This window comes from Glutamicibacter protophormiae (genome assembly GCF_014647495.1).
GTDB classification, from domain to species: Bacteria; Actinomycetota; Actinomycetes; order Actinomycetales; family Micrococcaceae; genus Glutamicibacter; species Glutamicibacter protophormiae.
This window is the reverse complement of record NZ_BMPH01000011.1, coordinates 19,754-39,556: the sequence shown is the minus strand read 5'-3', so window position 1 is coordinate 39,556 and position 19,803 is coordinate 19,754. Positions and strand designations below refer to the sequence as shown.

The 19,803-nt window shown below is 65.9% G+C and carries 15 protein-coding genes; 5 read left to right on the top strand and 10 right to left on the bottom strand.

Features of this window, described 5'->3' with window-relative positions; genetic code table 11:
* Nucleotides 1-307 precede the first annotated feature (307 nt).
* Nucleotides 308-1,576 (top strand): MFS transporter, encoded by a 1,269-nt coding sequence (locus tag IEY43_RS13015; protein ID WP_188949010.1) that lies wholly within the window; start codon nt 308-310, stop codon nt 1,574-1,576.
* A 21-nt stretch (nt 1,577-1,597) separates the two neighbouring features.
* Here IEY43_RS13015 and IEY43_RS13010 read toward each other — a convergent pair whose 3' ends face one another.
* From IEY43_RS13010 to IEY43_RS12995, 4 genes are read right to left on the bottom strand one after another with little or no spacing between them, the layout of a single operon-like run.
* Entirely contained in the window at nt 1,598-2,293 is a 696-nt protein-coding gene (locus IEY43_RS13010) for a GntR family transcriptional regulator (RefSeq protein ID WP_374189868.1), read from the bottom strand.
* A 41-nt stretch (nt 2,294-2,334) separates the two neighbouring features.
* Nucleotides 2,335-4,077, bottom strand: a complete 1,743-nt coding sequence (locus IEY43_RS13005; protein ID WP_188949008.1) for an acetyl/propionyl/methylcrotonyl-CoA carboxylase subunit alpha — start codon at nt 4,075-4,077, stop codon at nt 2,335-2,337.
* Nucleotides 4,074-5,708 carry a 5-oxoprolinase subunit B/C family protein gene (locus IEY43_RS13000; RefSeq protein WP_188949007.1) on the bottom strand — a complete coding sequence of 545 codons (1,635 nt, stop codon included), beginning with the start codon at nt 5,706-5,708 and terminating at the stop codon, nt 4,074-4,076. Before IEY43_RS13000 ends, IEY43_RS13005 begins: the two co-directional genes overlap by 4 nt.
* Nucleotides 5,705-6,463 carry a LamB/YcsF family protein gene (locus tag IEY43_RS12995; RefSeq protein WP_188949006.1) on the bottom strand — a complete coding sequence of 253 codons (759 nt, stop codon included), beginning with the start codon at nt 6,461-6,463 and terminating at the stop codon, nt 5,705-5,707. The genes IEY43_RS13000 and IEY43_RS12995 overlap by 4 nt, the downstream gene beginning before the upstream one ends.
* A gap of 247 nt (nt 6,464-6,710) precedes the next feature.
* Between IEY43_RS12995 and IEY43_RS12990 the strand changes: the two genes are divergently transcribed.
* Nucleotides 6,711-8,816, top strand: coding sequence for a catalase (locus IEY43_RS12990; protein ID WP_188949005.1), 2,106 nt, complete (start codon nt 6,711-6,713; stop codon nt 8,814-8,816).
* Nucleotides 8,817-8,890: 74 nt separating this feature from the next.
* On the opposite strand, the gene IEY43_RS12985 is transcribed toward IEY43_RS12990, so the two are convergent.
* Together IEY43_RS12985 and IEY43_RS12980 are read right to left on the bottom strand one after the other, a co-directional pair.
* The gene (locus IEY43_RS12985) at nt 8,891-9,052 is read right to left on the bottom strand and encodes a hypothetical protein (protein ID WP_188949004.1); all 162 of its coding nucleotides are present in this window, start codon (nt 9,050-9,052) and stop codon (nt 8,891-8,893) included.
* Nucleotides 9,053-9,215: 163 nt separating this feature from the next.
* On the bottom strand, nt 9,216-10,673 hold the full coding sequence (locus IEY43_RS12980; RefSeq protein WP_229777396.1) for a DHA2 family efflux MFS transporter permease subunit: 1,458 nt from the start codon (nt 10,671-10,673) through the stop codon (nt 9,216-9,218).
* 145 nt (nt 10,674-10,818) lie between these two features.
* Here IEY43_RS12980 and IEY43_RS12975 point away from each other — a divergent pair, with 145 nt between their 5' ends.
* The 3 genes from IEY43_RS12975 (at nt 10,819) to IEY43_RS12965 (ending at nt 14,680) form a co-directional block, all read left to right on the top strand.
* Nucleotides 10,819-11,412, top strand: coding sequence for a TetR/AcrR family transcriptional regulator (locus tag IEY43_RS12975; protein WP_188949003.1), 594 nt, complete (start codon nt 10,819-10,821; stop codon nt 11,410-11,412).
* Nucleotides 11,413-11,625: 213 nt separating this feature from the next.
* A complete protein-coding gene (locus IEY43_RS12970) occupies nt 11,626-13,860 on the top strand; it encodes an NADP-dependent isocitrate dehydrogenase (protein ID WP_188949002.1) in 2,235 nt (744 codons plus the stop codon).
* Between the two features lie 340 nt (nt 13,861-14,200).
* Complete coding sequence (locus IEY43_RS12965) at nt 14,201-14,680, top strand: GtrA family protein (RefSeq protein WP_188949001.1); 480 nt, start codon at nt 14,201-14,203, stop codon at nt 14,678-14,680.
* 192 nt (nt 14,681-14,872) lie between these two features.
* Here IEY43_RS12965 and IEY43_RS12960 read toward each other — a convergent pair whose 3' ends face one another.
* From IEY43_RS12960 to IEY43_RS12945, 4 genes are all read right to left on the bottom strand, one after another.
* A complete protein-coding gene (locus IEY43_RS12960; protein ID WP_188949000.1) occupies nt 14,873-16,405 on the bottom strand; it encodes a deoxyguanosinetriphosphate triphosphohydrolase family protein in 1,533 nt (510 codons plus the stop codon).
* Nucleotides 16,406-16,519: 114 nt separating this feature from the next.
* Nucleotides 16,520-17,467, bottom strand: coding sequence for an ornithine cyclodeaminase family protein (locus IEY43_RS12955; protein ID WP_188948999.1), 948 nt, complete (start codon nt 17,465-17,467; stop codon nt 16,520-16,522).
* Nucleotides 17,468-17,503: 36 nt separating this feature from the next.
* Nucleotides 17,504-18,904, bottom strand: coding sequence for a branched-chain amino acid transport system II carrier protein (brnQ, locus tag IEY43_RS12950; protein WP_188948998.1), 1,401 nt, complete (start codon nt 18,902-18,904; stop codon nt 17,504-17,506).
* A gap of 164 nt (nt 18,905-19,068) precedes the next feature.
* Nucleotides 19,069-19,743: a GntR family transcriptional regulator gene (locus tag IEY43_RS12945; protein ID WP_188948997.1), complete on the bottom strand. Its 675-nt coding sequence runs from the start codon at nt 19,741-19,743 to the stop codon at nt 19,069-19,071.
* Between the last annotated feature and the right edge of the window lie 60 nt (nt 19,744-19,803).

Here is a 19,803-nt window from a genome sequence, read left to right as displayed (position 1 = left end):
CCGGGGCGGAAGACGGAGCGGCATCGACTGGTCTGCATTGTGAATGCTGTACGCATCTGTCGACCTCTCTGGGGTTTGGGTTGATCTGCTGTCGTTTTCCCTGCAAGGCAATGCGATCAGCTCAGGATTGATCATATCGACAAGCTCCGGGGGACGGATGGCCAGCTGCGCCGTTGGACGGCGGGGTGCCGGCATGGAAGTGCCGTCATGAATCCGCCATGGCCCTGTGAATCATGACACACTGGCGTGAATGGCGGCCAGCAGGCCGCCCATCATCAACTTGAACGTGTGAAAGAAACAGCGGTCCATGGCGCAAAAGGCAAGATATTGGTTCCCCGCAGCATTGAGCCTGCTTCTGGTGGGATGGGGAGCCAACCAGTACGTTGCCCTGCTGGTGCATTACCGGCAGGAGCACGGCTTCTCGGAAGTGCTGGTGACCTCCCTGCTGGGCATCTACGTGCTGGGACTGGTTCCAGCCCTGCTGCTCGGCGGGCGGGCCTCGGACCTGCGCGGACGAAAACGGCTCACCATGGTCGCGGTGCTGATCTCCATTGCCGCAAGCCTTGCCCTGATGCTCTCCCACCTCGGTCCCTTGCCGTTGTTCGCCGGCAGGCTGCTGGCCGGCACGGCAACCGGCCTGGGCATGGCGGCCGCAACGAGTTGGGTCAAGGAGCTCTCCCAGGCGCCGTGGGATCCAACGTCGGCGGCCGGATCCGGTGCCCGACGCGCCTCGCTGCTGACCTCCACCGGTTTCTGCCTGGGCCCGGTGGCCGGGGGATTGCTGGTGTCGTGGGCGCCGATGCCGGATATTCTTCCCTACGCGACGCATATCCTGTTGTGCCTGCCGGTCCTTTTTCTGCTGCGCCGGCTCCCCGAGACCAGGCAGCGCCAGCTCCCGAAGGCCAAGGCTCCGGGAGACCAGGCCCGGCGTGTACCGGGTGGCGCCGTGCAGCAGACCGGTGGCAAGCGGTTTTGGGCGGTCATCGCACCTGCCGCACCGTGGGTGTTCGCCGCGGCGACCATGGGCTTCGTGGTGATTCCTCAGATGGTTCCCGCCATGGGTGGTGAAGCACGCCATGCCTACACCACCGTGGCAGTGGCCTTGACCATGGGATGCGGTGTTCTGGTCCAGCCGCTGGGACGCAGAGTCGACACCGTCAACAGCGCCCGCACCCTGCTGCTGGGCGTCTCGGTGGTGCTGGGCGGCATGCTGGCCATCATCGCGGCGATCCTGCTCAACAGCCCGGCGGCCGGGCTGGCCGCGTCGGTGCTGCTCGGCTGCGGCAACGGGTTGCTGATGGTCGGCGGACTGCTTGAACTGCAGCGCGCCGCCGGGCCCGATGAGCTTGGGCTGCTCACCGGGTTCTTCTATACCTTTGCCTACGCAGGGTTCCTGGCGCCCACGGTGATCGCGCTGGTGGCCCAGTGGGTCGGCAGCTTGTGGATCATGGGCGCCGTGGTGGTCCTGTGTTCGCTGTCCCTGGCCATTGTGGCCGTGAACTCGCGCAAGCACCTGCCCCGTACGCTGGAGCGCATTGGCTCCGGGGCTGCACTCGCGGCCCGGGACAGCAGCTGAACCGAATCGGTCCCGGCAGGCCTAGCTGCCGTCCGCGGCCATCCGATCCTTCAAATGGGCCAGCAGCTCGGTTTCGGCGGTATCCAGATAGCCGCGCAAGGCCTGTGCGGCCTGGTCGCGCTCGCCGGCCCGCAACAAGTCCACCAGGGAAGCGTTGAGCTCGACATAGTGCGAGTGGAAGTCCGGCGCATCGCTCATGGCATGGAAAACCAGTCGCATCTGGGCCAGCACCCGGGTCATGAGCTCCTGCAGCTGGGCGCTGCCGCTGGCGCGCACGACCTCCTCGTGGAAGCGCTGGTTCGCGTCCGCCATCGCCTCGATCTTTCCGGAGGCCAGGGCGGCGCGGGCCCGCTTGACGATCCGTTCAAGGCCCGGCACGTTCAGTTCTGGTCCCCACTGCAGCGCCGCGGGCTCGATCATGCGGCGCACCGCGTAGATTTCCCTGACGTCGTCCATGCCGGGGGAGGCGACGAACACCCCGCGGTTGGGGATGCGGGTGAGGATCAGTTCATTGCCGAGGACGGTGAATGCTTCGCGCAGCGTATTGCGCGAGACTCCCAGGGCCTGAGCCAGGGACTGCTCGGAAAGCTTGCTCCCCGGGCGAAGCCGCCCCTCGGCAATCCTGGTGCGCAGCACCGAGGCAACCCAGGCGCCGGTATGGGCGTGGGTCGCCTCCTCGTCCAGTGGCAGAGCGCGGAGCAATTCATTCATGGGCATGCAACCAATCTAATTCACCCCGCCGGACGCGGTGCAAAGCGTTAAGCGATGCTCCCCATGGCCTCGCCGCGGGAAATCATGGTGCCGGGGGCCTGCCCGCCCCGGGTGAAGGTCCCGGAGGCGTGCGCGGTGACATTGGATTCCATCTTCATGGCTTCCAGCACGGCGATGGTGTCGCCGGCGGCGACCACGGCGCCGTCCTCGGCTACCCACTTGACCAGGTTCCCGTTCATCGGGGCGGCCAGGGTGGCGGCGCTGGCGGAGGACTCGACGCTGTCCGCGGCGGCTTCCATGGCTGCCCCGTGGCCGCCGTGGCGGATGGAATCCACCAGCGAGGCCGGCAGGCCGATGTTCATGGCCTTGCCCTCGATTTCGATGGTGAGGGTCTCGCGTTCGGCACCTGGCTGGGCGGCGGCGATTTCCGGGCTGGATGCCAGGTCCTCGGCGAATTCCGTCTCGATCCACGTGGTGTAGACGCCGTAGGTATCGTCCCGGGTGAACTCGGCGTTGCGCACCACAGCACGGTGGAAGGGCAGTACCGAGGGCACGCCGGTGATGGTCATTTCATCCAGTGCCTGCTTCGCGCGGCGCAGCGCCTGGGCGCGGGTGGCGCCGGTGACGATCAGCTTGGCCATCAGGGAGTCGTAGTAGGAGGGGACCACCGAGTTGGTGCGCACGCCCGAATCCACGCGGATGCCCGAACCGGTCGGCGCCTCGAACCCGGTGATGCGTCCGGGGCCGGGCAGGAAGCCGCGCGCCGGGTCCTCGGCGTTGATGCGGAACTCGAAGCTGTGCCCGGTGGGCTCCGGGTCCTCGGTGAAGGACAGCGGCTGCCCGGCCGCGATGCGCAGCTGCTCGGCCACCAGGTCCACGCCGGTGGTTTCCTCGGTGATCGGGTGCTCCACCTGCAGGCGGGTGTTGACCTCCAGGAAGGAGATCAGCCCGTCCGGGGCCACCAGGTATTCAACGGTTCCGGCGCCCACGTAGCCTGCCTCCAGGCAGATGGCCTTGGCCGAGGAATGGATCGATGCGCGCTGCTCATCGGTGAGGAACGGGGCCGGAGCCTCCTCGACGAGCTTCTGGTGGCGGCGCTGCAGCGAGCAGTCGCGGGTGCCCACCACCACGGCATTGCCGTGGCTGTCGGCCAGCACCTGCGCCTCGACGTGGCGCGGCTTGTCCAGGAAGCGTTCGACGAAGCACTCGCCGCGGCCGAAGGCCGCGGTCGCCTCGCGCACCGCCGAATCGTAGGAGGCCTCGATGTCCTGAAGCGCGCGGACCACCTTGATGCCGCGTCCGCCGCCGCCGAAGGCCGCCTTGATGGCCACCGGCAGGCCGAACTGCTGCGCGAAGGCGCGCACCTGCGCCGCGTCGGCCACCGGGCCGTCGGTGCCCGGCACCAGCGGGGCCCCGGCGCGCACCGCGATCTCGCGGGCGGTGACCTTGTTGCCCAGGGCGCGGATGGCTTGCGGGGACGGGCCGATCCAGGTCATGCCGGCGTCGATGACGGCCTGGGCGAAGTCGGCGTTTTCGGCTAGGAAACCGTAGCCCGGGTGCACCGCGTCGGCGCCGGCGCGGGTGCCGATCTCGATGATCTTCTCGATGTCCAGGTAGGTGTCGGCGCTCTGCGAACCGTTCAGCGCGTAGGCCTCGTCGGCGCGGCGCACGTGCAGGGCGTCGGCGTCCGGGTCCGAGTAGACCGCCACGGAGACCAGCTGGGCATCGGTGCAGGCGCGGGCAATGCGGACGGCGATTTCGCCGCGGTTGGCGATCAGTACTTTTTTCATGCGCGGGGTTCCTTCACGGTGGTGCGGGTTCCGGGGTGGGGCGTCAGTTTGAAGCGGATCAAGGCGCCCGGGGGCAGCTGGGCGGCGGCCGAAAGGTCCTCATCGAGCACCGCGGCGATCACCGGGTAGCCGCCGGTGACCGGGTGGTCGGCCAGGAAGAGCACTGGCAAGCCGGAGGGCGGGACCTGCAGCGAGCCGAGGGCCACGCCTTCGGACGCCAGTTCGCCCTCGCGCACCCGCTGCAGCGGTTGGGCGTTCTCCTCGCCCAGCGCCAGCCTGATGCCCACGCGGTTCGAATCCGCGGAAGCCTTCCAGAGCTGGCCGGTCAGCCGTGCCAGCCCCGGTGCGTCGAACCAGTCGTCGCGCGGGCCGGGGGTGATGCGCAGCGTGAAGACGCCATGCTCATCGGGCACCGGCAGCGGCGAGGGTTCGGGGTTGCCGACCACCTGCAGGCCGTCGAGCCGGCCGACCGGGAGCAGCTGCCCGGCGCGCAGCGGTGCGGGGCCGATCCCCGACATCGAATCGGTGGAGCGGGAGCCGAGCACCTGCGGGATGTCCAAGCCGCCACGCACGCCCAGGTAGCTGCGCAGTCCGGCGCCGGTACCTGACAGGGTGAGCGTCTCGCCGTCGAGCAGCGCGAAGGGGGTGTCCATGGGGATCTGCCGGGCCTCGTGGAAGTCGTCTCCCGGAACCGGGGTGATGTCCACGGTGGCGGCGGCGCCGGAGACCGAGAGCACAGCATCGCCGCGGGCGCGCAGGGTGAGCGTGCCCATCAGGTTTTCGATGACGGCGGCGCCGGGGCGGTTGCCGACCAGGCGGTTGGCCTGGGCCGCGGAGATGGCATCGGCCCATCCGGCGGTGCTGACCCCCAGATCGCCCAGGCCCGGACGGCCCGCGTCCTGGATCAGCGACTGCAGGCCCGGATCCAGGATTTCCAGCAGGCCGGAGGACTGCCCCGGGGCCGCGGTGTCCCGGGCGGGCACGGGGTCAGCAGGTGTCGACACGGTCAGCGCGGTGCGGCTGGGGATGAACTGCACCCGGTCCTGCGGACGGATCAGCGCGGGGTTTTCGCGCTGGAGGTCCCACAGCACCGCGTCGGTGTGGCCGATCAGCTGCCAGCCGCCGGGGGACCGGCGCGGATAGACGGCGGAGTACTCCCCGGCCAGGGCCACCGCACCGGCGGGGACCGCCTTGCGCGGGGTGGCGCGGCGCGGCACGTTCAGCAGCTGGTTATCGCCCAGCAGGTAGGCGAAACCCGGGGCGAAGCCGCCGAAGGCCGCCCGCCAGGTCTGCCCGGAGTGGGCGTTGACCACCGCCTCGGTGCTCAGCGAGGTCAGCCGGGCCACCTCGGCCAGGTCTTCGCCGTCGTAGTGCACGGGGATCTTGACCAGGGAACCGGCGGCGGCCGCGGCCACGTCGAGTTCCAGGGTGCGCACGGTGTTGGCGATGGCTTGCGCGTTGGCCAGGCAGTCGGCCTTGATGAACACGGTGCCCGCGGCGGCCAGCACATCGACCTGTCCGGGCAGCGGGCTGGTGCGCAGCAGGGCCGACAATCCCAGTACGGAATCCAGATCCGGGAGCTCAACCAGCACCGAACGGCTGCCGGCCAGCCGGACGTCGCGCAGGCTCATGCAAAACTCTTAATGCTCACGCCGGCGGATTCCAGGCCTGCGCGGACCGCGGCCGCCATGGCCACCGCTCCGGCGGTGTCGCCGTGCAGGCAGATGCTGTCGGCGGGCATGGCGATGATGCTGCCGTCCACGGCCACCAGGGTGCCCTCGGTCGCCAGGCGGATCATGTTCGCGGTGACGGCCGCCGGGTCGTGCAGCACCGCGTTGGCCTCGCGGCGGGAGACCAGGGTGCCGTCCGGGGTGTAGTTGCGGTCGGCGAAGGCCTCGGCGACCCCGCGCAGGCCTGCCTTCTCGGCCTTGGCCAGGGCCACGGAACCGGGCAGCAGCAGTACCGGCAGGTCTTCGCCGAAGGCCTTGATGGCATCGACCACGGCTTGGGCGTGCACCTCATGGTGCACGATCGTGTTGTAGAGCGCGCCATGCGGCTTCACGTATTTGATCTCGCTTCCGGCCGAGCGCGCCAGCGCATGCAGGGCGCCTAGCTGGTAGAGCACGTCGTCGGCCAGTTCGCTGGCCGAGCAGTCCACGAAGCGGCGGCCGAAGCCTGCCAGATCCCGGTAGCCCACGTGCGCACCGATGGTCACCCCGGCGGCTGCGGCGTCCTTGCAGGTCTGGCGGATGGTGCTGGGGTCTCCGGCGTGGAAGCCGCAGGCGACGTTCGCGGAGGAAACGGAGGCGAAGATCGCGGCGTCATCGCCCATCGTCCAGTTGCCGAAGGACTCGCCGACATCGGAGTTCAGGTCTATGAATGGCATTGTGATCCCCGTCTCGAAAAAATGTGCTGATTACAGAATGCACCAAAATCAAAGATTGTTCAACAATCTTTCCTCGGGTTGCGCTGGGAGCGACAGTCTGGAAGGACCATGGGAATCGGCAGACTTCATGGAAACGCCCTGCCCGAGCCCATAGCGTGGCAATCACCTTGCTGTCCGCCGCATCGCGGAGCGCCGCGCGGGGCAGCCGAAGGCATTCCGCACGAATTCCAGGACGAAGGAGCATGCAATGACCAATGAATCAGCACATCCAACCGAGTCTCGAAAGAATCGGGAGGGCAAAGCCCCCAGCCAAAGCGCAGAGCACCTGACCACCAGCCAGGGCTCTCCGCTGAGCGACACCGACCACTCGCTCAAGGTGGGCGAGCGGGGGCCGATCCTGCTGCAGGACCACCACCTGCGTGAAAAGATCATGCACTTCGACCACGAGCGCATCCCGGAACGCGTGGTGCATGCCCGCGGCGCCGGGGCGCATGGGACATTCACCAGCTACGGCAACGCCGGGGACTTCTGCGCCGCCGACTTCCTGAAGCCCGGAAAACAGACCGAGGTGTTCGTCCGCTTCTCCACCGTGGCCGGATCACGCGGATCCATGGACACCGCCCGCGACACCCGCGGCTTCGCCACCAAGTTCTACACCGACGAAGGCGTCTTCGACCTGGTCGGCAACAACATCCCGGTGTTCTTCATCCAGGACGGCATGAAGTTCCCTGACGTCGTCCACGCGGTGAAGCCCGAGCCTGATCGCGAGATCCCGCAGGCGCAGTCGGCGCACAACACCTTCTGGGACTTCGTGTCCCTGCATACCCCGGCGCAGGCCCATACCCTGTGGAACATGAGCGACCGCGGCATCCCGCGCTCCTATCGCATGATGGAGGGCTTCGGCGTACACACGTTCCGTCTTATCGGCCCGGAGGGCAAGCCCTCCTTGGTGAAGTTCCATTGGAAACCGAAGCTCGGGGTCCACTCGCTGACGTGGGAAGAAGCGCAGCTTGCCGGTGGTGCGGACCCGGATTTCCACCGTCGCGACCTGGCCGACGCGATCGAGGCCGGCGCCTTCCCGGAGTGGGAGCTGGGGGTCCAGCTCTTCGAGGACGACGGCACCGCCACCTTCCAGGGCATCGATCTGCTGGACCCGACGAAGTTCGTGCCGGAGGGATTGGCCCCGGTGCAGCTGATCGGCAAGATGGTGCTGGACCGCAATCCATCCAACTACTTTGCCGAAACCGAGCAGGTGGCTTTCCACCCCGGCCACCTGGTGCCGGGCATCGACATCACCGACGACCCGCTGCTGCAGGCCCGGTTGTTCTCCTACCTCGATACCCAGCTGACCCGGCTGGGTGGGCCGAACTTCTCTCAGATCCCGGTCAACCAGCCCAAGAACCCGGTCAACGACATGTTCCGCGACGGGTTCCACCAGCACAACATCCACGAGGGGGTAGCTCCCTATCAGCCCAATTCCCTGGATGGCGGCTGCCCGTTCATGGCGGACCTCGCCGAGGGCCAGAGCTTCCCGGCGTTGGAATACCCGCAGGAAACCTCTGGAGCCAAGAAGCGCAGCGAACCGGTCAGCTTCTCGGACCACTATTCCCAGGCCCGGCTGTTCTACCGCAGCCTCAGCGCGCAGGAACGCGAGCACATCAAGCAGGCTTACAGCTTTGAGCTGGGCAAGTGCACCGATGCAGCGATCCGCGAACGCCAGGTGCAGTGCCTGGCGGAAATCGACGGCGACCTGGCGGCGTCGGTGGCCACCGCGCTGGGCTTGGAAGCCCCGGCCGCCCAATTGGACGTCGAGGACCTGCCAACCAGCTCGGCGCTGTCCCAGATCGGTTCCAGCTGGCCGGTGGACGGCCGGCAGATCGGAATCGTCGTGGGCTTGCGGGGTTATCCGCAGGACCGCGCGCTCGCCGAGGCGATCAGTGCCAAGGGCATGACGCCGCTGATCGTCGCCCCGCACGCCGGGGCCACCGACTCGGGCTTGGAGATCGACCGGACGTATTTCACCACGCGGTCCATCGAATTCGACGCGCTGGTGCTGGCCGGGGCGCTGCCTCCGGTCGGGGATGCCCGGGTGCCGCTGGATACCAAGGCCGGGGCAGACGTCTCCGACTCCCCGGCGGCCGACCCCCGCGTGGTCCTGCTGGTCCAGGAGGCGTACCGGCAGAGCAAGCCGATCCTGTGCCTGGATGAAGCGTCCTTCGGGGCGCTGAGCGCCGCAGGCATCGCGGGCGAAGCCCCCGGCGTGGAACTGGTCGATGCCCAGGCGCTTGCCGGCACCTTGGCGGAGCTGGTCGCCGCGCACCGGGTCTGGGGCAGGTTCCCTGCCGAGGGGTAGCCTCGGCGCTGGCAACGGCAATGGGCCGGCAGGTACATGAGGTACCTGCCGGCCCATTGCCGTTGCGCAAGAGACTAGTCTTCGGAACGCTTGGTGGAATCCTTCTTGTCCTCGTCCTGCCCGGGGTGGGCGAAGGGGATCGGGGACGACGTCGGCGAGTCCGGCACGGTGGTGTTTTTTCCGTGCGGATCAGGGGTCTTGTCTGGAGCGACGGTTTCGTCGTGGTTGCTGCCCATGTTCTCTCCCTTTGCTTCGGTACTGTGCCGATCTTACAAGCTGTTCGGCATCCGCCGGGACCGGCAGATGCCCCCCACCCTAGCGAGCGGCATGGATGGCGCATCGGAACCTTGAAGCAGGCTGGGAAACCGCAGGCCGTCGTCGGGGAAAAACCGTGGACGGCTATCGTGCCGGCTGCGCCGCGCCCCGCCCGATGAACAGCGTCAGGACCACTGCCAGGGTGGCCAGTGCGGCGCCGATGATGAACGCGATGTGCGCCCCGCCGAACAGCGCCTGGGCCGCGCCGGATCCGGAGGCCAGCTGCGCCTTGGACAGCAGCGTCAGAACCGTCACGAAAATCGTTGTGCCGATGGCGCCGCCCAGCTGCTGGCCGGTATTGAAAATGGCCGAGCCGTGGCCGAACAGGCGCGGATCCACCGAGGCCATGGCGGAGGACATCAGCCCGGTCATGAGCAGCGCAAAACCGATCGAGAACACGATATGCGCGGTCATGAACAGCCACAACGGGCTGTCGACGCGCACCGACACATACAGCCACTGGCCTGCTGCCAGCAGCACCGCGCCGGGAATCAGCACCGGGCGCGGCCCGTGGCGGTCGTAGATGCGGCCGAAGATCGGCGCGGCCACGGCCTGCACCAGCCCGCCGGGAAGCAGCATGATGCCGATGGTCAGCGAATCCAGGCCCTGACCGGATTCAAGCAGGATCGGCACGATCATCAGCGAACCGAGCAGGGTGCCGAAGGCGATCATGATCAGCACGATGGCCAAGCGGAAGGTCCGCGAGGCAAAAGGCGACAGGTTCAGCAGCTCGCGGCCGCTGGCTGCCAGGGCGCGCTGGCGGCGGATGAACACAACCAGCGATGCCGCTCCCGCAACGAAGCAGGCAATGGTCGTCGCAGGGTTCTGCGCCGCGTGCTCAATGCTGGAGATTCCGTAGACCAGCAGGCCGAAGGCCAAGGCCGACAGCAGCACCGAGGCGGCATCGACGCGGATCTTCCTGGCGGACGTGGGAACCTTGAGGAAGACCGCGCCCAGCGCCAGCACCAGCACGGCGATGGGCAGCATCATGACGAAGATGTAGTGCCATCCCCATGCGTGCACGACCGCGCCGGCGACCGTCGGGCCGATGGCCGGTCCCACGCCGATGACAATGGAATTCAGCCCCATGATGGTGCCGCGCCGCTGCGGCGGCACCAATGTCAGCGTGGTGGTCATCAGCAACGGCAGGACGATGGCCGTGCCCAGGGCCTGGACGATGCGCGCGGCAAGCAGCATGGCGAAGCTCGCAGCGAGCGCCGCGGCCGCCGAGCCCAGGATGAAGCTGATGACTGCGACCAGGAACAGCGAGCGGTGGTTGAAGCGCTGGAGCAGGAATCCCGTGGTGGGGATGACCACCGAAAGCGTCAGCAGGAAACCGGTAGTGAGCCACTGGCCGGTGGCCGCGGAAATCTGCAGGTCCGACATGATCCCCGGCAACGCCACGGTCAGCACCGTTTCGTTGAGGATCATCATGAAGGCAGCCAGCGCCAATGCGGTGATGACGCCGGTGATCTGCCGGGTGGACAGCGACGGGGCGGCGGGAGGCGCGGCGATGTCGATCGGAGGGTGTTCGGTGGGCACGGGGACCTCGTTCTCGGATGATTGAAGTGAAACTCTGTCATACTCTGCCACATTTTTACGATAAATCTGTCATACTGTGACAGAAAGCAAGCGGTACTTGCCGGGATAGCATGGCAGCAGAGGACTTGAACGCTAGGAGTGCACGGTGGGAATCCGCGATGAACGCAAGGCAGCGACGCTGCGGGGCATCCGGGCCGCGGCCCTCGACCTGCTGGAGGAGCAGGGGTTCGACGCGGTGACCGCGGGGCGGATTGCGCGGCGCGTGGGCATCTCCGAGCGGACCATATTCCGCTACGTCCCCTCCCTGGAGGCCGCCATGCTTCCGGCCGAAGGCGAGTTCTCGCAGGCCATCATGGCCTGCGAGATTCCTTCGGGGGCCGATGGCGCGGGTGTGCTGCGCGTCCTGCTCGGCGCATGCCGCGAGATCCTGCTGCATGAGGTCGGGGGCAACGAATTCCGCCGTGTCTCCCGCCTGATGGCTGTCGAGCCGAGGCTGCTGCTGGTCGCCACCAGGCAGGAGCAGGAGCTGGTGGCAGCGGTGACCGAGTACCTGGTGGGCCGCGGGCTGCTGCCGCGCATGGAGGCGCTGCTGGTTGGCGAAACGCTGGCCACCGCATGGCGCGTGACCTGGCAGTGCTTCGGAGCCGAAGAGCGCGCCGGGCGGCCGGCGGATCCATTGGAGCTGTTCGACAGGGTCGTGGCCTCGCTGGCGGCGCTGGTGGGGGAGCCATCCGAATAGCGAATAACGCGCTTGAGTTATCGGTGATTAACTTAAATGTGACGAACTGCTCGTAGGCCGTCCAGCCCGGCAATTGGGCGAATATTCGGGCTCTTTCGGCGAATTTTCCGGGACCGGAAAGTGTGGCGCGAGGCAAAATCGGGTAGATTTGGAACGTTGAGTTCAGGGCGGATAACCCCGCTTCCGCACGACGTTCAGGGAGAAGCCACACCTATGGCCAAGATTATTTACACCCACACCGACGAAGCGCCGATGCTGGCGACCCACTCGTTCCTGCCGATCGTGGAGGCCTTCGCCTCGACCGCCGGTGTGGAGCTTGAGACCCGCGACATCTCGCTGGCCGGCCGCATCATCGCCACCTTCCCGGACTACCTCACCGAAGAGCAGCGCATCGGCGACGCCCTGGCCGAGCTTGGCGACCTGGCCAAGACCCCGGAAGCGAACATCATCAAGCTCCCGAACATCTCCGCGTCGATCCCGCAGCTGAAGGCCGCCGTCGCCGAACTGCAGGCCGCCGGCTACGCCCTGCCGGACTACCCGGACAACCCTTCCTCCGATGAAGAGACCGACGTCCGCGCCCGCTACGACAAGATCAAGGGCTCCGCCGTGAACCCGGTGCTGCGCGAGGGCAACTCCGACCGCCGCGCACCGCTGTCGGTCAAGAACTACGCCCGCAAGTACCCGCACTCCATGGGCGCCTGGGCCTCGGACTCGAAGACCAACGTCGCCACCATGGGCGCCGACGACTTCGCCTCCAACGAGAAGTCCATCGTCATCGACAAGGACAAGTCGATCTCCATCCGCTTCGTCGGCGAAGACGGAGAAGTCAAGGTCCTGAAGAAGCCTTTCAAGGTGCTCAAGGACGAGGTCATCGACGGCACCGTCATGCATGTGGCCGCTCTGCAGGACTTCCTGAAGGCCTCCGTGGCCCGCGCCAAGGAAGAGGGCATCCTCTTCTCGGCGCACCTGAAGGCCACCATGATGAAGGTTTCCGACCCGATCATCTTCGGCCAGGTCGTCAAGGCCTACTTCTCCGAACTGTTCGACACCTACGGCGACGAGCTGGCAGCAGCCGGCCTGAACCCGAACAACGGCCTGGCCGCCATCCTGAATGGCCTGGACGAGCTCTCCGACGACGTGCGCGCCGGCGTTGAGAAGCTGATCGCCAAGGGCCTGGAAGAGGGCCCGGCCGTTGCCATGGTCGATTCCGACAAGGGCATCACCAACCTGCACGTCCCATCGGACGTCATCGTCGACGCTTCCATGCCGGCCATGATCCGCCTGGGCGGCAAGATGTGGGACGCCAAGGGCGACACCGCAGACACCCTGGCCGTGCTGCCGGACTCCTCCTACGCCGGCGTCTACCAGGCCGTGATCGAGGACTGCCGTGCCAACGGCGCCTACGACCCGACCACCATGGGCACCGTGCCGAACGTCGGCCTGATGGCCCAGAAGGCCGAGGAATACGGCTCCCACGACAAGACCTTCGAGCTGGCCGCCAACGGACATGTGCAGATCGTCGACGAGAACGACACCGTGCTCATCGAGCACCAGGTCTTCGCCGGCGACATCTGGCGCGCCTGCCAGACCAAGGACATCGCCATCCGCGACTGGGTGAAGCTGGCCGTGAACCGCGCCCGCGCCTCCCAGACCCCGATCGTGTTCTGGCTGGACGAGCACCGCGCCCACGACGCCGTGCTGATCGGCAAGGTCAACGAGTACCTCAAGGAGCACGACACCGAGGGCCTGACCATCGAGATCCTGTCCCCGATCGAGGCCACCAAGTACTCGATCGAGCGCATCCGCAAGGGCGAGGACACCATCTCGGTCACCGGCAACGTGCTGCGCGACTACCTGACCGACCTGTTCCCGATCCTGGAACTGGGCACCTCGGCCAAGATGCTGTCCATCGTGCCGCTGCTGGCTGGCGGCGGACTGTTCGAGACCGGAGCCGGCGGCTCCGCACCGAAGCACGTCCAGCAGCTGGTCAATGAGAACCACCTGCGCTGGGACTCGCTGGGCGAGTTCATGGCGCTGGGCGCCTCCTTCGAGCACCTGGCTGTCACCACCGACAACGCCCGCGCTCAGGTTCTGGCAGACACCCTGGATGCCGCCACCGGCACCTTCCTGCTGGAAGACAAGTCGCCGAAGCGCAAGGTCGGCGAGCTGGACAACCGCGGCAGCCACTTCTACCTGGCCAAGTTCTGGGCTGAGGAACTGGCCAAGCAGGACAAGGACACCGAGCTGGCATCGGCCTTCGCCGACGTCGCCAAGGCACTGGGCGAGAACGAGGAAGCCATTGTGGCCGAACTCGCCGAGGTCCAGGGCAAGCCGGTCGACCTGGCAGGCTACTACCGCCCGAGCGAGGAAAAGACCGCCGCAGTCATGCGTCCAAGCGCCACCTTGAACAAGGCCCTTGAACTGCTGACCAACGCAGTCTCCAAGTAACCCTCACCGGTTAAATGCCGCACGGCACCGCCCCTTCGGGGATGGTGCCGTGCGGCATTTAACCACCGGTTTCCCCGGGAGCATCGAGCCACCTGCAACTGGCCGCGAACCGGCCGGGGAACCTGAAAACGGCTGGCCGCGGAGTGTTTTCGGCAGACTCCCAGGTTTTGCGGTGCAACTCACACAGCGCAGGAAATTTCCTTGTGGGCACTGGGTATTTTCGAAGTCCCACGAGGTAACCAACAGGTGAAAACCGATTGTCTCTTTGGCTCTTCCCAGAGTGTGAAACTAAAATCGGTGTGTTAGGCGTTTTTCCGCGCTCACCGAACTCAGGAGAAGTATGGCTCTACGTGAAAATCCAGTGGTAGTCCGTGCCCTGCGTTTCCTCGGCGTCGGTGGGTTCTGCTTCATCGTGACCTTGGCCGTGAACTACGGCCTGAAGTACACCGTGATGGAAGACCATCCGACCACTGCTTTCCTGATCGCCAACACCGTGGCGACCGTGGTGTCCTACGTGCTCTCGCGCCAGTACACCTTCCAGGACCGCAATGATGCGCACCGCCAGCGCATCCAGGTCATCGGCTTCTTCGCGGTATCCGCGATGGGCATCGTGATCAACTCGGCTCCGCTGTACATTTCGCGTTGGGTCTTCGGCCTGCACTACCCGAACGTCTCCTTCCTGTTCCAGGAAGCCGCCGACTTCATCTCCGGACCGATCATCGGTACCGCGCTGGCAATGGTCTTCCGCTGGTGGGCCCTGCACAAGTTCGTCTTCCCTGATACCTCCAAGAAGGAGCAGAAGGTCGAGCTGGCCGCCTAGCCTGCATGCCGCTTCGCGGGAACGCCTCCCGCAAGTTCTTGGACACACAGAAACAGCCGCCTTCGGAAAGATGGAACTTTCCGAAGGCGGCTGTTTCTGTGCGTGCGCAGCTGGGAGCCGTTGCTGCCGCAACGGCAGTCCCGTTCCCAGCCGTTGGGCAGCAGCTGGGAACGGGGCTGCGCGCATGCCGGTCTAGAGTCCCCGGCCGGCTTCCCACAAATTGTCTGCGGTGCCGGTGAGCAGCGCGTTCAGCGATACCGCCTGGGCATCGGTGAACGACGCGATGTAGTCCACGATGGCGCGTGCCTGCCCCAGGCGCTGCACTTCGTCCGGGCCCGCCTGGAGGAACAGGTGCGGGCTGCCTTCGCGCAGCTGCCGGTATTCCTCCGTGGTGGCTTCCACCGAGTCCAGCAGGCGGCGCGGGGCGCGGCCTGCGTCGTCGGGGTCGTTGAGCCAGCCATGGAAGCCTTCGGCCAGCGAGCGGATGATCCGGGTCTGCCCGCGCTGGTACACGGCCAGATCCGGGCGTTCGAGCACGAAGCGGGAATGCACGAACTTCAATACGATGACGTCATGCCAGGCCGCGTCGCCGAGCCGGACGTGGCCGCTGCGCACGGTCGGGGTGCGTTCCACGGACACCGACTCCTGCAGCCGGTCGATCCAGCGCCGGGTGAAGGCGGTGACCGCCCGGTCCGCTTCCAGGCCGCCGTCATAGGGCACCGCGAGCAGGCCTTCGACCAGGTCGTGCCCGACCCTTTCCACGGATTCACGGAAGGCATCTGCTTCAGCGATCCATGGATCCTTGGCGCGGGTGCGCCGCCAGGTCAGTTCCAGGGCATGGCCCGGGCGGCGCGCATCCAGCTCGGACTGCTTCGTGCTGTTCAGCTGCGTGGAATGCTCCAGCCAGGCACGCAGCTCGGCGGAGACGCTGGTGTACTGCAGCACCCCTGCACGGTAGAAGTCGTCGAGGTCGTGCACCGCGTAGGCGATGTCGTCCGCGATATCCATGACCGAGCTTTCCACGGTCTGCTGGTACTTGGCGATGCCCGGGAAGACCGAGAGCACGTCCCGCATTTCGTCGGCATCCACGTCATAGGCCGAGAACTTCACGGCCCCGGCGGCAGGGTCGATGCCCACGCCACGCGGCAGCAGCTCCGGCGCCAGCGGGGCCAGGGCGCGCCACTCGTTGCGGGTCCACGGGTACTTCAGCACCGCCGCGCGCACGGCCCGGGTGAGATTCATGCCGCGCGCGGTCGCGTCGCAGCTATCCAGCGCGGTCAGGATGCGGAAGGTCTGCGCATTGCCCTCGAAACCGTCCGGAAGCTTGAGCACGCTGCGGGCCACCCGGTCCAGTTCCTGTTCGCCCAAATGGCCGAAGGGCGGGTGGCCGAGGTCGTGGGCCGCGGCGGCGGCCTGCACGACCACGGGGTCGCAGCCACCCAACTCACTGACTAGTCTTCTAGTTGCTTCATCAGCTGTCCGCAGCCTGATGGCGATGGAGCGTGCCACGGCGGAGACCTTGAGCGAGTGGGTCAGCCGGTTGTGCACCAGCGTGCCGGAACCCGCCTGCGGGATCACCTGGGTGACCGAAGACAGGCGCGAAAAATAGGGGGAGAAGCGGATCCGCTCGATGTCGACGCGGAATTCGTCCTCGTTGGCTACGCGCGGCTCGGCGATGGCTCGGTCGCGGCCGCCGCTCTGGTGTGTTTTTTCCCTGATATCCATCGTAGGATCCAGCCTAGATGACACCGGGCAGGGAGGGATGTTTTGCTGTTGGTTGCGTGTCTGCACACGGCTGCTGGGCCGTCCCCGAAGGGACGGCCCCGCAAAAGGACGAGCTTACGCTCGGCTGGCAAAATGTTCATGGACGCCTACTGCGACCACGAGATCCTGCCAAGCCATGCCCGTGCCCTTGAAGACGTTCGGCCGCTGGGTGCTGCGCGCGACCTCGCCCCTGACAAGTTGGCTGACCGTTGAGAAGCCGTCGCGGCCCAGCGTGCCGTCGGCGATGGCCTGGATGACGTCGCCCGCTTCGCGCAGGGCGGTCGCCGGGTCTTCGACAATGACAACCGAGCGGCCCATGAGATCGGCATCCAGCTCCCGTGCTCCTGGCTCGTGGGATCCCATCGCCACCACGCAGGCGCCCGGCTGGACCAGGGTGCCGTCGAAAAGCGGTTCCCTGGCGCTCGTGGCGCAGACGACGATCTGGGCTTGGGCCACCTCAGCGGGCGCCGCCGCCCGCGCCTGCAGCCCGAACTGCTTGGTCTGCTGGACCAGGTCCTCGATTCGCTGCTCGTTGCGGGCCGAGACCAGCACCTGGCTGATGGGACGGATACGAGACATCGCTTCGATATGGCCCCAGGCCTGTGGGCCAGTGCCGAAGACCATGAGTGTGCACGGCCCGGCTGGGGCCAGATGATCGGCTGCCACAGCGGACATGGCGGGCGTGCGAAGCTCGGTGAGCATGGCGCCTTCCAGCAGCGCCTGGGTGGACAGCGTCTTGGAATCCATGAGCAGGTAGGTTGCCTGGATACGGGGCAGGCCGTGCTCCGGGTTCTCAGGCGCCACGGAAACGACCTTGATCCCTGACCAGTCGCCGATGGTGGCCGGCATCAACAGCAGCTCTCCAGAACCGGCCGGCTTGCTGGTGCGGTCGGGGTCCGAAGCTGGATCGAATCCGCCTGCCAGGGCATTCTCGATCAGGCGCCGGGCATCATCAGGACTGACTGCTTCGCGGACCTGCTCCGTGGAGTACCAGATCGGTGCGGTACTTGCAGTGGTTTGCATTGGTTCTCACTTCATTCTTCAGGGGTTGCGGTCTTGCTAGTTTGCGGCGGGGTGGCCAGCCGGGCTGGCTGTTTGCGGCGCGGGGGTCGCTGCTTCGGGCCGGGGTTCGTAGCTGCGCGGTTGTTCCTTGCGCAAGCGCGCAACGAGATACCCCACGCCGGCTCCGATCAGGGCTGGGATGATCCAGCCTCCGCCCTGGAGGAACATCGGAATGAATCCCAGGGCGCTGTCGATCTGCTCGACGAAGAATCCGGCGGATTTCACGGCGTCGAAGACCGCGATGAATCCGGCTCCGATCATTGCTCCGACGTAGACGGACTGGTATCCCGAGAAAAGCCGGTTGCACAGGACCAGCAGGATGAGCGTGATGGCTAGCGGGTAGAGGAACATGAGCAGCGGAATCGCGGTTTCCAGGACGATTTCCAGTCCGAAGTTGGTGAAAAGCAGTCCTGCCGCGCCGAAGATGTATACCCACACGCGGTAGGAAATCGATGGCATGGTATTGCCGAAGTATTCAGAGACCGAGGACAGGCAGGCGATATTGGTAGTGACGCCGGTCAGGAAGACGATCACGCCCATGGCGACAACGCCGGCGGTGCCGAGCAGGTAGCGCGAGGACTCGGCAAGCACTGCCCCGCCGTTGTCCAGGTACCCTATGGCTTCTACGCTGGAGGCGCCGATCCATGCCATGGAGATGTGTAGCAGCGACAGGCCGATGACGGTGATGATGCCGGCCTTGATGAACACCTTGGTGATCTCACTCGGCTTGGTGACGCCCACGGCTCGGATCGACTGGATGAACACGCCGCCGAACACCAGAGCGGCCAAGGCATCCATGGTGAAGTAGCCCTCGGTGAAGCCCTTGAGGAAAGCTCCCGACAGGTATGGTTCCACGGGATCCTGCGGGGTTCCCATCGGGGTGATCAGGGACTTGCCGATGATGAGCAGCAGCAGGACCGAGAAAACGGGGGTGATGAGCTTGCCCAACCGGTTCACGAGCTTGCCGGTATCCAGCGACAAGTAGATTGTCAGCGCGGTGAACGCGGTGGAGAAAACCAGAAGGATAACTCGGCTTGCATCCGCAGAAACTTCCATGTGCGGCTTGATGGCGATTTCATAGACTACCGAGCCGGTGCGCGGAATGACATACAGTGGGCCCAGCGCGAGGAACATCAAGGCGCAGAATCCGCGGGAGAACCAGGGATGCACGCGATCGGACAGCGGTTCCACACGCCCGCCGGCCCGGGCGAGGACGATGATGGCCAGCAGTACGAGTCCAACACCTGTCAGCAGAAATGCCGACATGGGGACGAATGACGACTGTCCGGCCTGCTGCCCGACAAGGGGCGCGAAAATGATGTTGCCTGCGCCGAGGAACATGGCGAGGAGCATTAGTCCGATAGTTAATGTCTGCAGCGGAGAAATCTTGGTGTTCATATGTGTGTTTCCTTCGAGACTGATCTTGTGATCAGCTCTGCCAAAATGCACGGGGCAGGCTGTGATCCACATCAAGTGTTGTGTTATATATTACACAACACTTGATATATGCCAAGAGGGTTAGAAAAAGGCCGGAACGGCAAGCGCTCCGGCCCGAGATGCAGTTAGCTACCCGAAGATTCCGGGCGGTCAGCCCAGATGCCGCGACTGTGCGCCAAATGCTTGTTCATGAGTGCGGCAGCTCGCTCGCCGTCATGGGCGGTGATCGCCTCGAGGATTTCCAGGTGTTCGACTGCGGACTCGGTCAGGTCGCCGTGGTCTGCCAGCTTCTGCAGCCCCTGCATTCGCGCCTGGTCACGCAGCTGCTCGACGGTATTCACCAGGCGCCGATTTCCGAGGGTTTCAAGCAGGGCCTTGTGGAACAGGCGGTCGCTTTCCAGGAATGCGCGGACATCGCCTGACTTGGCGGCAGAGATGATGTCCTCGGCAAGGAGGCGGAATGGCTCGGGATCGCGATCCCCGAATTTTTCCGCGGCTTCGCGCATCGCCGGAACTTCGAGCATGGTGCGAATCTTGAAGATTTCATCCAGATCCTGATCGGTCAACTGGGGTACTCGGAACCCCTTGTTCCGGATGACCTCTACGATCCCCAGGTTGGCCAGATCCATGACTGCTTCGCGGACGGGGGTGATGGAGACGCCTAGTTCCGCTGCGACCTTGACGACACTTTCCACCCGCCCGGGTGCAATCTCGCCCATGACGATAGAGGTGCGAATCGCATTCCGCGCCTGCTCTCTGAGGCTGACGGCTCGGAGGGGAGCGTGGCTGCTTGTAGTCATACTACTTGTTTATCACGTTAGTTTGACGCGGCAATCATCCGCGAACCCTGTGATGCGTTA

Excerpts from the sequence above, each read along its gene's own strand:
- brnQ (WP_188948998.1), bottom strand. The coding sequence starts at position 18,904 with ATGAACACCAAGATTTCTCCGCTGCAGACATTAACTATCGGACTAATG.
- IEY43_RS13005 (WP_188949008.1), bottom strand. The coding sequence starts at position 4,077 with ATGAAAAAAGTACTGATCGCCAACCGCGGCGAAATCGCCGTCCGCATT.
- IEY43_RS13010 (WP_374189868.1), bottom strand. The coding sequence starts at position 2,293 with ATGCCCATGAATGAATTGCTCCGCGCTCTGCCACTGGACGAGGAGGCG.
- IEY43_RS12995 (WP_188949006.1), bottom strand. The coding sequence starts at position 6,463 with ATGCCATTCATAGACCTGAACTCCGATGTCGGCGAGTCCTTCGGCAAC.
- IEY43_RS12985 (WP_188949004.1), bottom strand. The coding sequence starts at position 9,052 with ATGGGCAGCAACCACGACGAAACCGTCGCTCCAGACAAGACCCCTGAT.
- IEY43_RS12955 (WP_188948999.1), bottom strand. The coding sequence starts at position 17,467 with ATGCAAACCACTGCAAGTACCGCACCGATCTGGTACTCCACGGAGCAG.
- IEY43_RS12945 (WP_188948997.1), bottom strand. The coding sequence starts at position 19,743 with ATGACTACAAGCAGCCACGCTCCCCTCCGAGCCGTCAGCCTCAGAGAG.
- IEY43_RS12965 (WP_188949001.1), top strand. The coding sequence starts at position 14,201 with ATGGCTCTACGTGAAAATCCAGTGGTAGTCCGTGCCCTGCGTTTCCTC.
- IEY43_RS12970 (WP_188949002.1), top strand. The coding sequence starts at position 11,626 with ATGGCCAAGATTATTTACACCCACACCGACGAAGCGCCGATGCTGGCG.
- IEY43_RS13015 (WP_188949010.1), top strand. The coding sequence starts at position 308 with ATGGCGCAAAAGGCAAGATATTGGTTCCCCGCAGCATTGAGCCTGCTT.
- IEY43_RS13000 (WP_188949007.1), bottom strand. The coding sequence starts at position 5,708 with ATGAGCCTGCGCGACGTCCGGCTGGCCGGCAGCCGTTCGGTGCTGGTT.
- IEY43_RS12960 (WP_188949000.1), bottom strand. The coding sequence starts at position 16,405 with ATGGATATCAGGGAAAAAACACACCAGAGCGGCGGCCGCGACCGAGCC.
- IEY43_RS12990 (WP_188949005.1), top strand. The coding sequence starts at position 6,711 with ATGACCAATGAATCAGCACATCCAACCGAGTCTCGAAAGAATCGGGAG.